The 16,513-nt window shown below is 46.2% G+C and carries 1 protein-coding gene; it reads right to left on the bottom strand.

Going from position 1 to position 16,513, the window contains the following annotated elements:
- Positions 1-10: 10 nt before the first annotated feature.
- Positions 11-16,477, bottom strand: coding sequence for a non-ribosomal peptide synthetase (locus tag CDO84_RS08275; RefSeq protein WP_082033046.1), 16,467 nt, complete (start codon positions 16,475-16,477; stop codon positions 11-13).
- Between the last annotated feature and the right edge of the window lie 36 nt (positions 16,478-16,513).

Below are 16,513 nucleotides of genomic sequence, written 5' to 3'. Positions count from 1 at the left end.
GCTTCCCCTCCTATAACAGTTGTTGAATCTTTGTGCTGTCACCCGGGTGATAGCTTCGCAGCTTTTGAATGGCGGAGCCGTGAGTTTCCGGGTACACTTCAATTGTTTCTTCTGAATGTTCCGATTCATCATTCGTTTTGTTTGCCATTTTCATCATCACTAGCTGCTTCAGCGGTCCCCCGAGCAGCAATTCCAAAGCTTCCATTGCTTCAGGGGCTTCAATAGAGCCAATGCCTGCCTGAGCCATTCTCTTCTGGTAATCCGGTGATGAAACAACACCAATGCTCCCCCAATAACTCCAATTCATCACGGCCACTGTACAAGGCCATATGTGAGATAGCCGCTGTGCAAAAGCATCCTTAAAACTGCAGCCCGCAGCGTAATTGCTTTGTCCCGAAGCTCTCGCAAACGATTGGACGGAAGAGAAAAACAAAACAAAATCCAGTGGTTCATACCGGAAAACTTGTGCCATTCGCACGCTTACATCAACCTTTGCAGCAAGAACGTTTCTGAAACATTCTTCACTCATATTCATCAGGCTTCGGTCCTGTAAGACAATCGCAGAATGAATGATGCCGTTGATTTCACGATGCGTTTGTTTCATTGTTTCATAAGCGCGTTCTAATTCCTCTCGGTTAGCCGCATCAGCTTGAATGTAATATGGGGCTGGCCCTAGACGCGCAAGTCTGTCCAGCTTGCTTTGGATGGCTGCATCCTTTTTCCTTCTGCCAATCCAAACGATCTGCGCCTGATATGTTCTGATCATATATTCACTCCAGGCCTCACCAATACCGCCAGCTCCGCCTATGACAACATAAACGCCTCCGTGCTTATACTTCGTGTGCACCGGTTGATTGTTGTGTACTGGAATCAGACGAAGCTTATGCCAAATCCTGTCTCGATAGGCCCACGTATTCCCTTCTTGATCAAAAGGCAAGGAAAGGAGTTGAGATAGCGGCAAGTCTTCGTATTCTTTAACATCGATCAGCTTTGTCTGCCAATTTGGATATTCTTTTGCCATTGAACCAATCAGGCCGTGCACCCCGGCATCGACCGGGTTGACAATATCTTGCTGATCAACATATTGTGTGTTCACCGTCACGACCGTCCAGCTGATCTCCTTCCGTGCATAGCCTAAAGAAAGCATTGCCTTAATGAGCCTATACAATTGAATGACGCCTTGATCTTGGGCTCCAATCATTTCATCGCCGACTTCGCAATCTGGCACACGAGATGGAGACATCCACACAATATGCTCAAACGATCCAAGTGCTTCAAGCTCATCTGCAATTCTCTGAATTGATGCGTTCGGCTCAATGTTCAGCTCCTTGGACAACGGGAACTGCCTTTGAACAGCTTTTCTGCTGTTGTCATCCCCTCCGAGGATGACAACACGCTCATCAGCAGGTGAAATGATCTTCTTCTCCAGCTGCACTTGATCCCATATCGGCGCCATAAGAAGCGCTCCGTCAAGAGTTGCTTTGGAGTTTAGTGATGTCGGCTCGTCTGGCGGTTGTATACCTTCTTCCAGCACCCTTGATGAAATCCCCTTGATTCTTACACACACTCGGCCTTGTTCATCACACAAATCAATATCCAGTCTCTGTATTTTGTCCTCATTTGGGCGAGATGTCACAGATACCCACATTTTATTTGTACACGGGCTGAATATTTCTAGCTCTTGCAGCGCAAAAGGCAGAGAAAGCTGCTCGTCACCGGAATTCAGCTTCAGCCCGATCGACGCTTGTAAAGCAGAGTCCGCCATACTTGGATGCAGAACGAATTCATTCATTGTGTGAGTTACACCAGCAGGCGGGGAAAGCTCTGCCAAAGCTTGATTGCGGCCGATGTAAAGCCGATCTATCCCTTGAAAACCAGGGCCGTAGTCAATGCCGATCGCCTTAAACAATTCATAACATTGGTCGTGTGAGAGTGTGCTTAAACTGCACTGGTCTCGAAGCACGCTGATATCTTGGACTGGCAGGTCTTCTGCCCCGCGGATTGAAGCACTGCCTTGACAATGTATCTTTCGATTATTGTGTGCATCCTCTGCCTCTGTATAGATGGCAAAAGCAATCTCACCGTCCTGCTGGGGATGTAGACTGATATCCACTTGAACAGGCTGGCCGTCCGCCACAATCGGCTGCACCCACACAACATTTTTGATGTGAATAACAGATTGTTGATCTTCGGTTCCTCTCACTGCTCTTGTAACGGCAGCATGTACCATCTCAAGGTATGCCACCCCCGGCATAACCGGTTTTCCCTTCACCCTATGATCGGCGAAAAAGAACTCAGCGCCTGTAAAGGTGGAGCTGAAACGCTGCTCTGATAAATCTGAAGTGTTGAGTTGGACCAATGGGTGCAAAGCTGCTGGTTCGACAGTTTTTAGAACTGTTTGATGAGCAGTTGCTTCCTCTTTCGTATCCGTTATCCAGTAGCGTTCTTTCGCAAATGGATAGGTAGGGAGGCTTATGCGTTTCGGCTGTTTGCCGTCATACAGTTTACTCCAGCCTATTTCCATGCCTTTCACCCATAAATCAACCAGTTTTTCATATATGTGAGGCTCCCAGCTATTTTCGAGCGTTTTCTGTACTTCATCATCTGATCTCAATGTTTGTACGATGCCTTTTTCTGCTCTGCCTCTATACATGTACTTCGCGTAGGTGCCCCCTTCTATAAAGAGGTTCAATTTTTCCAGCAAGTCCCCAGTCGAGACAGCGATGATCCCTAATCTCTCCTCCATTGCATCACGACCCTCTTGGAGTGTATAAGCAATATCAGTGAGGTCATGAGCCGTGATAGATTGCTTGCTGATAAAGTCTGCTAATTGCCGGGCTTGGTCTTTCAGACGGTCTTCATCCTTTGCCGACAAAATAAAGATGCCCGGGTGCTGTGCTGTCACAGCTGGTGCTTGTGCAGGATGGGTTGTTTCTTTCGGAATATACTCCTCAATGACCACGTGGGCATTGACGCCGCCTATCCCAAATGAACTGATACCTGCGCGGCGCGGCAGCTCTCGGCCGGCTTCATCACGAAGCGCCTGCCATTCTCTCGATTCCTGCACAATGTAAAACGGGCTGTCATCCAGTCTGATATACGGATTAATGGTTTCACTATACAGACTTTTGACAAGCGTTTTATGCTTAAGCTGCAATAACACTTTAATGACACCCGCCACACCGGCCGCCAGCGATAAGTGACCGATGTTTGTTTTCGCAGAGCCAAGTCCGCAATGGCTGCCATGAACAGCCGGGTCCCCCGTTTTTTTATACAGCTCTTTAAATGCCGCTTTTAAGCCGTTGATTTCTACTGGATCACCCAGTTCTGTTCCAGTCCCATGCGCTTCAATATAAGTTACGGTTCTTGGATCAATTCCCGCTTTTTCATATGCTGTTTTTACGACATCCGCCTGGGCTTTCGGATTAGGAGTCGTTAGAGAATTTGCGCGGCCTCCGTGGTTTACCGCACTTCCTTTAATGACACCGTAAATATGATCACCGTCCCGTTCAGCCGCTGTCAGCTTTTTCAGGAAGAGAATGCCGGCACCTTCACTGACTGCGAAGCCATCGGCTTTGTCAGAAAATGTTTTGCATCTTCCTTCTTTGCTCAGCGCTCCGGCCTTATCATAAGCGATATGACCTTGCGGAGTTACGACCGTGTTGACTCCTCCCGCAATCGCCATGTCACAGTTTCCATTTTCAATGGCGCAGACCGCATGATGAATGGCGACTAAAGAGCTTGAGCACGCAGTGTCGATCGGTTCACTCGGTCCATGAATGTTCAGGAAATAACTGACTCTATTCGGCCCGGCAGAAGGACTCATATTCGCAGCCGCTGAGCCTTCAATGTCTACATTAGAGAGAAGCGAACTGTACCCTGTGTTTCCTGTCCCAATGAAGATGCCCGTTTTGGTTCCTGCCAGGCTTCTCGCTGAGTGTCCCGCTTCTTCTACCGCCTTCCACGCATAAGTCATTAACAAACGCTGCTGGGGCTCCATCTGCTCAGCCTCCAATGGAGATATGCCGAAGAACAATGGATCAAAGTCAGCTACTTCATCAATAAAACCGCCCCATTTGACGTTTGTTTTATTCGCTTCTTTCAGAGGGTCTCCGTAATACTCCTGCCAATCCCAGCGGTCTTTTGGAACCTCTGTAATACAATCTGTGCCTGATGACAGGTTCTCCCAATATTCCTCGACGTCCTTTGCCTTTGGGAAAACGCCGCTCATCCCCACAATCGCAATAGGCTCAGGCTTATGATCAGCTTCCTTTTGCTTTGGTGTTACCGAGCGTTTTGCAAAGCGGTTTTCAGTCAAAAACGTCATATTTTTTATATTCTGTTCGACAGGCTGCATCCGCACCTCAGCTTTGGCAGGTGTTTGAGCTGCAAAAGCATTTGGATATTCTTCTGACAGATACCCTGCAAATGCATTAACCGTTGCGTGCTCAAAGAAGATCGTCGGCGTGAGATCCAGCTTGTACTTCTCATTCAGTGTATTCGCGAATTCAGTTAAGGTAATCGAATCAAATCCATATTGATTAAACTCCATGTCCGGGTCAATCTCTTCAGGTTTGATTTTGAGCAATTGAGAGATTGCTTGCTTTAAAGCTTCTTGAATGTGGTCAAACATATTCCCTTGATCCATTCTTTTTCCAGCTGTCACCGGTACTTGTACTGTTTTCAGTGGCACTTCATCAGAAGACGGCTTTTGAGCCAGCTTTTCCCTCATCATGTCTTTGATTCCTTCCATGACGATGACTTGATCCTTGCCAAATGCCAAAGCTTTATACAGTGCTTGAATGCCAGTCTTAGTCCGCATTGGCGTCACACCTGTGTTTTTCAACGTCATGTTTTCAATTTCTTTATTCGCGCGCATGCCGCCTTCTTTCCAGAGCGGCCAATTGATCGACAACGTTTGCCCGTGCCTGTACATGGCGGTTACAAGCGCATTTCGATAAGCAGCATACCTGTCCATAAATGCGTTAGCCATTGCGTAATCCGCCTGTCCCGCGCTGCCGGCAACACTTGATATTGAAGAGAAGAGGATAAAGAAATCTAACGCAAGGTGCTCAGTTGCCTCATCCACATTCACAAGCCCTTTTACCTTAGGAGCAAAAACTTGTGTCAGCTCTTCATTGGTTTTGCTCATCAGATAGTTATCTTTAATCAGCCCTGCGCTGTGAATGACGCCATTCAAGTCTCCGAAATCAGAGGTAATGCTTGTGATAAGCTCTGAGGCTGCTTCCGTTTGTGTCACGTCTACCTGCCTGTATTCTGCGCGAGCCCCTAATTGCTGAAGTTCGTTAAGCTCCGCCTGCTGATCCGCATTCAACGCAGATCTGCCTGTCAGAATGAGCACAGGCTGTTCAGATTGACGAGCAATCTCTTTTGCAAAAATAAACCCAAGTCCTCCCGCGCCGCCCGTGATGAGGTATACGCCTTTATCTCTCCACGGCAGGCTTATTTCCCGATCAGCCATTGGCAATTCACGCAAATCATTGATGTACCGTTTGCCTTTTTCATATTTGATACGCTGATCTTCTATGTGTCTTTTATTCTCTTTCAGTTTTTCTATCACACTTTCAATATTTTCAAGTGAATCGATTTCAATCGTCTGGCCGATTAGTTTTTTGTTCTCCTGACCGGCTGTTTTAAGGAGCGCCGATAGCCCTGAGAATGAGTACTGCTTTTTTTGTGCTGAGGTAAGAAGCTGGATCAGGACATTGCCCTGCGGCTTGTTTTTGAGAAGACCCTGTATTGTCTCAAGCGCTTGTTCGGCATAATCTTGGAACCTCTCTGCAAGTCCTTCGCGGAATGACTCCAAAGCGATGCATTCCGCCCCTGTCATTCTTGATTCAATGCTATCTTTTGAGAGGCCATTCATGTCGCAAAGCATGACAATGTGCCGTTCGTATTGAGGCTCAGGACTTTCTTTTACACAAGCCTTAGGCACCCATTGTTCTTCAAACATCAGGGTTTCCAGCGTTTGATCAGGTTCCGCCGATCCAAAGCCGCCTTCCGCTGCCCTGAATGACAATCCTTTCATCCGAACACAAACATTGCCGTTCACATCTAAAATATCAATATCCCGTTTTTGCACCTTATCAGTTGCCTTGCTGCCTTGGCTGTATCTTGCGTATACCCACATTTCCGACGAACATGCTCCGAAGACTTCAAGCTCCTGGACCGCAAAAGGCAGTGTCAGCTGGTTATCCCCGGCGCCTGTCAAAATGCTTGACGCCTGCAAAGCAGAATCCATCAGCCCCGGGTGCATGTTGTATTGGCTGAGCGTATCTGCAGCTGACGGATGCAATGACAATTTTGCCAAAACAAATTGTTCAGCTGTATAGATTTTTTTCACTCCGCGATAAGCAGGACCATATTCAAAGCCAATCATTCGATATGTGTCGTATACTTCGTTTACGCTGAAATGGCTTTCCTTACACTGCTCCAGCAGGGATGGCAAATCAACCGCCGGCAGATTTCCAGCAGGGTTCAATACCGCGCTGCCTTGACTGAAGACGATTGACTGTTCACCTGCAACGTCTGAATGACCATAGATTTCATAAGAAATTTCACCACTTTCCTCTGGTGAAAGCCTGATGTGTACTTGCATCGGCTGGTCTTCTACGACAATTGGCCGCACCCACACCGCGTTCTTTAGCTTTATGGTGCACGGAACACCTTGTACCTCTGCGGCCTGCTCAACAGCTGCCCGCGCCAATTCAAGATGAGCCACTCCCGGCAAGATCCGTTGGCCTTTCACAACATGATCAGCAAGGAAAAACTCTTCTCCCGTATAGATAGAGCTAAACCTTTGTTCTGAGAGGTGCGATGTGTTTTGATGCATCAATGGATGTAGCACAGCTCCGCCAACGCTGGAGGCTGCTTTATTTACATTCGTGCTGCCGCTATCTTCAATATGATCAGAGATCCAATAACGGTCTTTTGCGAACGGATACGTCGGCAAGCTCATGCGCTTAGGCACAGTCTCGCCATACATGTTCGTCCAGTCTACATCAAGTCCCTTTACCCATAATTCAAGCAATTTTGCATACTTTCCCCGTTCCATCCATTTCTTGACGGCTTCTTGAATTTCTTCGTCCTCTGTCAGCATTTGCAGTGTGCCTTTATCAATCCTGCCTCTAAATACATCCTCCACATCGTTTTTGCCTGCTGCGAAGTCTTTTAATTTTTGCCGCAAATCCTCAACGGAACCAGAAATGATCCCAAGACGTTCCTCCATCGCGTCCCGTCCGGCTTGCAGTGTATAAGCGATCCGGGTGAGATTAGCGTCTCTGTATGCTTTCTTATCAAGCGCATCTGCCAGCTGCTGTGCGTGTTCTTTTAACCGCGCTTCATTTTTAGCAGATAAAACGAAGATACCCGGATGTTCCGGCGTGATAGATGGTATATTCTCATCAGCTGCTTCTGGAATATATTCCTCAATAACCACGTGGGCGTTTACGCCGCCAATTCCAAATGAACTGACACCCGCCCGGCGAGGAAGTGCTTCTCCCCGTTCATTTTTCAGCGCTTTCCATTCTCCCGTTTCCCGTACGATATAGAACGGACTGTTTTTTAGCTGAATGTACGGATTTACGGTTTCGCAATGCAGACTTTTCACTAAGGTTTTATGCTTAAGCTGCAACAATATTTTAATAACTCCTGCCGCACCAGCTGCCAGCGATAAGTGGCCGATGTTTGTCTTTACAGATCCTAATCCGCAGTAAGGATTGGCTGATGTGTCTCCTTCATTTATCCCCAATGCTTTAAAAGCTGATTTTAAACCGTTAATTTCAACCGGGTCGCCAAGCTCCGTTCCGGTTCCGTGGGCTTCAATGTAGGTCACGGTTTTCGGATCGATTCCCGCTTTTTGATATGCCGACTGAATAACATCTGCCTGCGCCTTCGGATTAGGAGTCGTTAAAGAGGCTGCACGTCCGCCGTGATTGATTGCACTGCCTTTGATGACTCCGTAAATATGGTCTCCCGCTTCTTCAGCCGCTTTTAATTTTTTCAGGAACAGTATGCCGGCACCTTCCCCATGCGCAAAACCATCGGCTTGATTTGAAAACGTCTTGCATTTTCCTTCTTTGCTCAGCGCACCTGCCTTATCAAAGCTGATATACACCTCAGGAAGGATAATCGTATTTACACCGCCGGCTAACGCCATGTCACAAGTGCCTTCCTCAATGGAAGAGATGGCATGGTGGATCGCCACTAGTGAACTTGAGCACGCTGTATCAATCGGTTCGCTCGGTCCGTGCAGATTAAGGAAATAACTGACCCGGTTTGGACCGACTGAAGGGCTTGTATTGGCTGCCGCTGATCCTTCTATTGCCGAGTTCGCTTTAGATAGAAGAGAGCTGTATCCTGTATTTCCTGTTCCGATGAAAACGCCGGTCTTTGTGCCTGACAACCTTTTCGCCGAATATCCTGCATCTTCGATCGCTTTCCAGGCATAAGTCAGCAGTAAGCGCTGCTGAGGTTCCATTTGTTCAGCTTCACGCGGAGAAATGCCAAAGAATAATGGATCAAAATCTGCTATTCCGTCAATAAAACCGCCCCATTTTACGTTCGTTTTATTGACTTCCTTCGCCGGATCACCTTCATATTCACGCCAATCCCAGCGATCTTTCGGAATTTCCGTCATGCAGTCTTTGCCCTCTTTTAAGATGTTCCAGTATGCCTCAATATCTTTCGCCATAGGGAAAATCCCGCTTATGCCTACGATGGCAATTGGCTCAGGCCCAGTATCACTCTGTATGGCGTTTGGCTGCATGACTTGCTGCTTTCGGCGTCTTTTAGCTTTGGCGAGAACGGCTTGTTCCTGTTTCACGGCTGGCTGAATCTGAGCCGATGCAGCACGTACAGCAAATGTCTTCGCAAATACCGATTGATATTCTTCTGACAAATGCTTGCCAAACGCATGTATCGTCGGATGGTCAAAAAATACGGTTGGCGTTAGTTCTAACTTATAGGCGCGATTGATATGGTTGGTGAATTCAGTCATTGAGATTGAATCAAAACCATACACCGTCATCTCGGCATGATCATCAATCGTTTCAAGCTTAACCTTTAACAGCTTGGCAACCTCTCGCTTTAACATCGCCTTTACTTTATCCAGCAAACTGTCTGTATCAATGCTATTTACTTGTTCAGTCATGTCTTTTGCTTCCTTCTTTTCCATAGGTGCTGAGGCGGTTTTTGCCAGCATGTTTTGTTTTATTTTCTGCCCATCGCCCTCGATCACCATTACTTGGTTTGCCTCTGAATGAAGCGCTTGATATAATGCCTGAATTCCCTTTTCTGCCCTCATAGGAACAATACCGGCTACTTGTACAAGCCTTTTCTCAGTTTCTTGTTCGACCTGCATGCCTCCATCTCTCCATAAAGGCCAGTTTACAGAAAGCGTCTTCCCATGCCGCTGGCTGAGGTCGGCAAGCCTATTTCGATAGCCCGCATACATATCCATAAATACATTGGCTGCCGCATAGTCAGACTGACCGATGCTTCCTAAACTTCCTGAAAGAGATGAAAAGAGAATAAAGAAATCCAAAGGCAAATCCTTGCTTGCCTCGTCTAGATAAACAAGCCCTTTTACTTTAGGCGCCAGTACATCATGCAGATCTTCTGCCTGTTTATTGACCATGTAGCTGTCCTTGATGATTCCCGCGCTGTGAAGAATACCATTCAGGCGGCCATATTTTTTTTGAATGTCGTCAATGAGCTGATAGACTTCAATTTTATTGGTAACATCCGTTTGCCGATAGGTAACCTCAGCCCCCTTGCTATGAAGCTCTTTCAGCTTTTTGCTTTTGCTTTCGCTAAGAGAGGAACGGCCCGTCAGAATGATTGTCGCATTCTTCGTTTGTTCCGCGATTTCCTTTGCAAAAATATGGCCTAGTCCGCCGGCGCCTCCTGTAACGAGATAAACGCCATTGTCTTTCCACGGTTTGCTGACGTCTCCTTTTGCCTGTTTGACTTCGCGCCAGTCAGCAATATACCGTGTCCCGTTTTGATATTTGACATATGAATCTTTGCTCAATTGATTTTCTAATAGTTTGCTGGCAATGCTTTCTCCGCTTTCTTCACTGCTGACTTCAATCATTTGGCCGGTTAGTTTGGCATTTTCCTGACAAGCTGTTTTCAGCAGTCCTGTCAATCCTGAAAACAATTGCTGTTCTCCCTCTGCAGAGGTTACGATCTGAATGAGAATGCCGTCTTTCGGTTTCGTACGAATGATCTCTTGTACCTTTTTAAACACTTGTTCTGTATAAGAATGGAAACGCCCCTCCACTGAAGAAGGCCTTGCTTCCAGGCTGTATACACGGACATCCCCGATGGCTGCTTCAATTTGTTTTCTCGTCTCATGATCATATTCACATAGAAATACGAGATGCTCTGCATATTTTTTTGCAGCTAAGCCGTCGGCTGCCTTTTGTTCCTGCCAAACGGGCTCAAGCAATAAAGTTTCGCTGTTGGTGTTTGATGGTTCGGTTTGTACATCTGCTTCCATCACTCTCGCCGAAAATCCTTTCAGCCGCACGCAAATCATGCCATGCTCATCGCATAGATGAATATCGACTTTCTGTATCGCATCTCCTGGTTTGTTTTTCGAGTTGAATTGAACATAAACCCACATGTCAGAAACGCACTGACGAAAGACCTCAAGTTCCTCTAAGGCAAATGGCAGTGCTGCCTTAAAGTCTTCCGTGTCTGAAAGTTCCGCTCTGACGACATTTTGCAAATATTCAGCCGCCTGTAACGCTCCGTCCAATACACTTGGATGAAGAACATAATCGTCCAACGTATGTGTGACAGATTCCGGCAGTGATAATTTGGCAAGCAGCTGTCCGTCGCCTTTATATACGGCCTCTACGCTCTTGTAACCCGGACCGTAATCGGCGCCGATCATGCTTTCATAAAACGAGACAGCATCCATTCTGCTTTGATCACATTGTTTCTTGATCTCAGAAAGATCCAGTGCTTTTTCTTGCTTTAACTGAATCAATTCCGCTGTACCTTGGTTATATACAACTGGTTCTGCATCAGCGGATTCCGTCTCACCATACATCCGATAAGCGATTTGACCGCCATCTTCATCGTAAAGTCCAATATTTACCTGAACCGGCTCACTTCCTGCTACAACCGGACGAATCCATACGACATTTTTCAGCCTGATTCCAGTATTATGATCCTCCAATCCGCCAATTCCTTGTTCTATAGCGGCTCTTGCCATTTCAAGCGTGACTGCCGCCGGCAAAATGGCCATGCCTTTAATGATATGCTCGGCAATAAAATACTCTTGTCCTGTGAAAATGGAGCTGAAACGCTGCTCTGACAGAACCGATGTATTATGGTGCACTAAAGGATGCAAACGCGCCGGTTCAATTGCTGTGATGGTATTGCTTTCAGGCCAGTATCGTTCTTCGGCAAAAGGGTATGTCGGCAAGCTGATGCGGCGCGGCTTTACATCAGGATAGAGCCTGCGCCATTCAACGTGAAAGCCTTTTGCCCACATCTCGGCAAGCTTTCTCACTTCTTCCTTTGATATCCGTGATGAAGCCATATCTTCTGCCTCAGCACTTCCAAGCAGCTGTTCAGTGGATGTCATTTTCGTTCTTTCTCCTTGGATACAACCCTCTGGAAGCGTCTCCCCATTCACAAAAGCTTCCAGCTGCTGTTTCCATTGTTCCGGATCATTCGCCATAAAAACGATCCTGCTATCCATTGCTTCACGGCCGACCTGAAAGGTATAGGCAATATCTTTTAAAGAGAAATTCCTTTTCTCGTCTTGACTGATATAAGACAACATTTCCTTCGCGTATGCTTGGAGCCGTTCTCTATTTTTTGCTGATATCGGAATGATGTAAGGCTGATTGCCTTCGTTTTCGGTACCTGCATCAGTATTGTTTTCATATTGCTCAAATATAGCATGAGCGTTAGTTCCGCCTAGCCCGAATGAGCTCAGAGCCGCCCGATGGACACCTGCGTGTTTCTCTAACGATTTTCGTTCCCGGACAACATAAAAAGGAGAGCTTTCAAACTTTATATTCGGATTTGGCTCCGTGCAGTTGATGGTCGGTGCAAGTTCATTATGGTATAAGCTCATCGCAACTTTAATGCATCCAGCTAACCCCGCAGCTGTATCCAAATGGCCGATATTCGTTTTCACTGAACCAATTCCGCAAAATTGTGTTTTGTCGGTGTATTGCTTGTACACTTTATTTAGCGCAGACATTTCAATAGGATCGCCTAATTTCGTTCCCGTCCCGTGCGCTTCAATATAACTGACCGTTTCAGGATGGATCTTGGTTGTATCCAATACATGCTGTATCACCTCTGTTTGGCCTTTTACACTTGGCGCATAGAAGCCGGCTTTTTCTGCCCCATCATTATTGATGCCTATTCCGCGCATAATGGCATAAATATGGTCTCCGTCTTTTACGGCATCCACAGCTTTTTTCAGCAGGATGACCGCTACACCTTCGCCCCCAGCCATTCCATCCGCCGAAGCATCGAACGCCTTTACATGCCCGTCGCTTGAAAAATTCAACCCGTTTTGGTGCACATAGCCGATCGCTGATTGTGCGTGCAATGTTGCGCCTCCGACAAGCGCATATTCTGATTCGCCTGATGTCAGGCTTTTGTATGCTTGATATAAACCAACTAGTGATGAGGAGCAGTTAGAATGAACAAAGTAGCTTGGCCCTTTTAATCCGAGCTTATGCGAAATCATTGTCGGAATGGTTCCGCTTTGGGCTAACACCCATGAAACATAGCCATCAGGTGATTCATGTCCTTCTGTTGTTTCCTTCGGCAATAACGTTCTATATGAATTGCTGCTTGCAGACATATATACACTTGTTGCCGGAATCTCCTTAGCCACATATCCTGCATCTTCAATCGCTTTCCAGGAGTGCAGCAATAAGAGGCGGAGCTGAGGATCCATATACTCAGCATCTTTTGGCGAGATTTGAAAGAAACCGGGATCGAATAAGTCTTTCCCTTCGATCACAGATTGCACTGGCACATAGTCAGGGTGCTGTATCAATTCTTCGGGAACTCCATTTGCGCGTAGTTCTTCTTCAGAAAAAAATCGTATGCTTTCTTTGCCTTCTTTGATGTGGTTCCAGAAGTCATGATGATTTTTCGCGCCTGGGAACTGGCACGATATCCCCACAATCGCAACACTGTCGTCAAAATAAGGGGGAATCGTCTGTTGCGGGTATTTTCCATCTTTTTTGTCATCATGATCATCTTCATTTTGCGTCACGGCTGGATCTGAGTTTTTCATCTCCAAAATGTATTCACTGATTGCACGGATCGTGGAATACTCAAACAGCTCAGTAACACTAAACTCACAATCGAATTCTTTTTTGATTCGTTCAGCCACAGCTACAGCCAGAAGCGAATCGCCGCCCGCATCGAAAAATCCGTCTTCCGGCCCAAATCCGCTGACCTGGAGAGTTTCCTCCCAAATGTGTAGCACCTGATCTTCTATTTCCGTTGCCTGCAAGTGATTTGGTTCCCTTCTATTGAAAACAATCTCACGTTTTTCCAGTTCTTTACGGTTCACTTTTCCGCTGGGCGATAATGGAAGCTCATCCAAGCGGATAAAGTGTGAGGGTATCATATATTCCGGCAGACTGGACTTTAAATGGCAGCGCAAATCTTTCGGATCGGCAGGGGAATGTCCGCTTTCCTCTGTATAATAAGCAGCGAGCTGTTGATGGCCCTCCAGCTGCTTTACCACTACAGCCTGATCTAAAATGCCCGGGTATTCACTCAGCTTTGTTTCTATTGCGCCCAGCTCGACGCGAAAACCGCGTATTTTCACTTGGCTGTCCATCCGTCCCAAGTATTCTATGTTGCCATCAGGAAGCCATCTTGCTAAATCACCCGATTTATATAGCTTCGTCCCTGGTTCAAAGGGATTGTCAATAAATTTTTCAGCCGTAAGCCCCTGCTTATTATAGTAGCCTCTTGCCAAGCCGGCTCCAGCGATGCAAAGCTCTCCAGGCTTTCCGATTGGCACAGGCTTCAAATGCTCATCCACAATATAAATTTTCGTGTTGGAGACAGGCTTTCCAATCGGTGTATGGTGACTTGCAATATCTCCTTCTCCGCACCCGAAATAGGCAGCGTAAATGGAGGCTTCCGTCGGTCCGTATATATTTTCAACACGGCAGTTTGTAAAGAGCGATACCGCCTTTTTCACTAATTCTTTAGGGAAGGCTTCACCTGCAACCATCATATACTTCAGTGGTCCATCCTCTGTAAATCGTTTGTTGTCTTTCGCCATTTCTAAAAAAACATGCAGCATGGCCGGCACAAAATTAACGTGAGTCACTTTATATGTTTCAATGTAATCCATACAAAGCTGCGGTGATTTCTCCCCATTAGGCGGAAGAATCACAAGACGGCCGTCTCCAATAAACCATCCGAATAATTCTGAGATCGATACATCAAACACATAGTTCGTCTTCAGTAAATAGGCATCCTCAGCCATAACAGGATAATGAGATTCAAGAAAATTCAGGGTATTCATAATGCTCCGATGCTCTACCATAACCCCTTTAGGCTGTCCGGTGCTTCCTGATGTATAAATGATATAAGCGAGGTGCTTTGGCTTTACTTGCCGTTTTAAGCCGTTGCTTTGCTGATCAGGATAACCGTTTCGACAAGCTAACTCGATATTGATTGCTTTCACTTGGCTCCCCGTTAATCCGCTGATTCTATCATGAACGTTAGATTGGGTGAGGACAACGGATGCCTGACTGTCTTTGAGCATGTACTCTAATCGTTCTTGCGGGAAGCTTGGATCTAACGGCACATATGCTCCTCCGGCTTTCAGTATTCCTAAAATTCCGATGATCATATCAAACGAACGCTCTGCACAAATGCCAACTGGCTGTTCTGGTCCAACCCCCTGATGTTGAAGGTAGACTGCCACAGATGTGCTTTTTTCATCTACTTCTTTGTATGTAAGTGATCTGTCTTCAAACATCACAGCAACCGCATCTGGGGTTTGTTTCGCTTTTTCCTCAAACACTTCATGTATACACTTGTCATTTGCGATGTTTGTCCCTGTCGCATTCCATTGTTCCAGCAAACTAGTTTGTTCTTGATTTAATTGCATAGAGTAGGCTTCAAGCGGCAAAGACGGGTCCTCCATCATGTGCTGCGCAAGCTTCATATAGTTCTCCATCATGCTTTCAATGGAGGACACATCATACAAATCAGGGTTAAACAAAAGATGAAGCACTGTTTCATTTTCTTGCTCATATATTTCGAGTGCCAGCTCAAATTCACCCTCTTGCCGAATGTCTTCAATATATTCGATGCCAAGCGTTTGATACGGCTCGAGCACTTTTTGCAAGCCTGTTGCCTGAAAAAAGTTTTGGTACAGAAAGGCTGTTTGAAAAACCGGAGAATCCGCGGACGATCGGTCTACATTCAGCTCTCTTACCAATGCAGGGAACGGATACGCCGCATGATCCAGACCGTCAGCCATTGTCAGCTGCAGTTCCCGAATAAATGCTGTTAATGGCTGAGTTCCGATATTCTTGCTCCGAACAGCCATCATATTGATAAAATAACCGATTAGGGTTTCAAAGCTATCTTCATGCCGACCCATTGTCGGAACGCCGACAATGAGATCCTTTTGTTTTGTATAATGATGCAGCAGTACTTTGTAAATGGCGAGAAACACAACAGATTCATTCACATGATAAGTGCGGGCAAACGATTTAATTTGATTTCTCAGGTGATGTGGGAGCAAGCTTTTATAAGCTTGCCCCTTGAATTTTCGTGCTGAAGATCGCGGACGGTCAGCTGGCAGATCAAGAACTGGCAGACTCCCAGACAACTGTTCTTTCCAGTAAGCGAGATGCTCTTCCCCTTCTCTGCCAGTCAGCATCCGGTTTTCCCAAGCGACAAAATCGTAATAATCAGCTGTTATTGGCTGCTGCGCGGGCTCAATCCCATTCAGCAATTGTTGATACGCTTCAAATAGCGCCGCCATCAATGTCAGCATCGACACACCATCGAATATGATATGGTGAATCGTTATAAGAACAATGCATTCTTCTTTCGATCGATGAAAAAGATGTGTGCGCATTAACGGATCAGCTTCCAAATGGAAAGGTTCTTTTGCTTTTTCTTTTAGAAAAGGCAAGATATCTGCTGATTTCATTGCTGATATATCCTCTTCCACAAAATAAAGATTCTCTGATAACTGAACCGTTTGAAATGGAATGCCATCCTCTTCTTGAATCACACTGGCTAAGACAGGATATTGTCTCTGTACAAACAGAAGGGCCTTCTTAAACGTTTGTGCATGTATTGGCTTGCTGAAACGAAAGCATAAAGGAATATTATATGCACTCATCCCAGGAGACATTTTTTGAAGCATCCACAGCCCTTTTTGCCCTTCTGAAAGCGGACTTTTCAACTGCCGCTTCATGCCTTTAAGACGTTCTTCCACCTCAGAAATGGTTAA

The sequence above is a fragment of the Bacillus sp. MD-5 genome (assembly GCF_002201875.1).
GTDB classification, from domain to species: Bacteria; Bacillota; Bacilli; order Bacillales; family Bacillaceae; genus Bacillus; species Bacillus stercoris.
This window is presented reverse-complemented; position numbering and strand designations above follow the sequence as displayed.

Excerpts from the sequence above, each read along its gene's own strand:
- CDO84_RS08275 (WP_082033046.1), bottom strand. The coding sequence starts at position 16,477 with ATGAAGCGGCAGTTGAAAAGTCCGCTTTCAGAAGGGCAAAAAGGGCTG.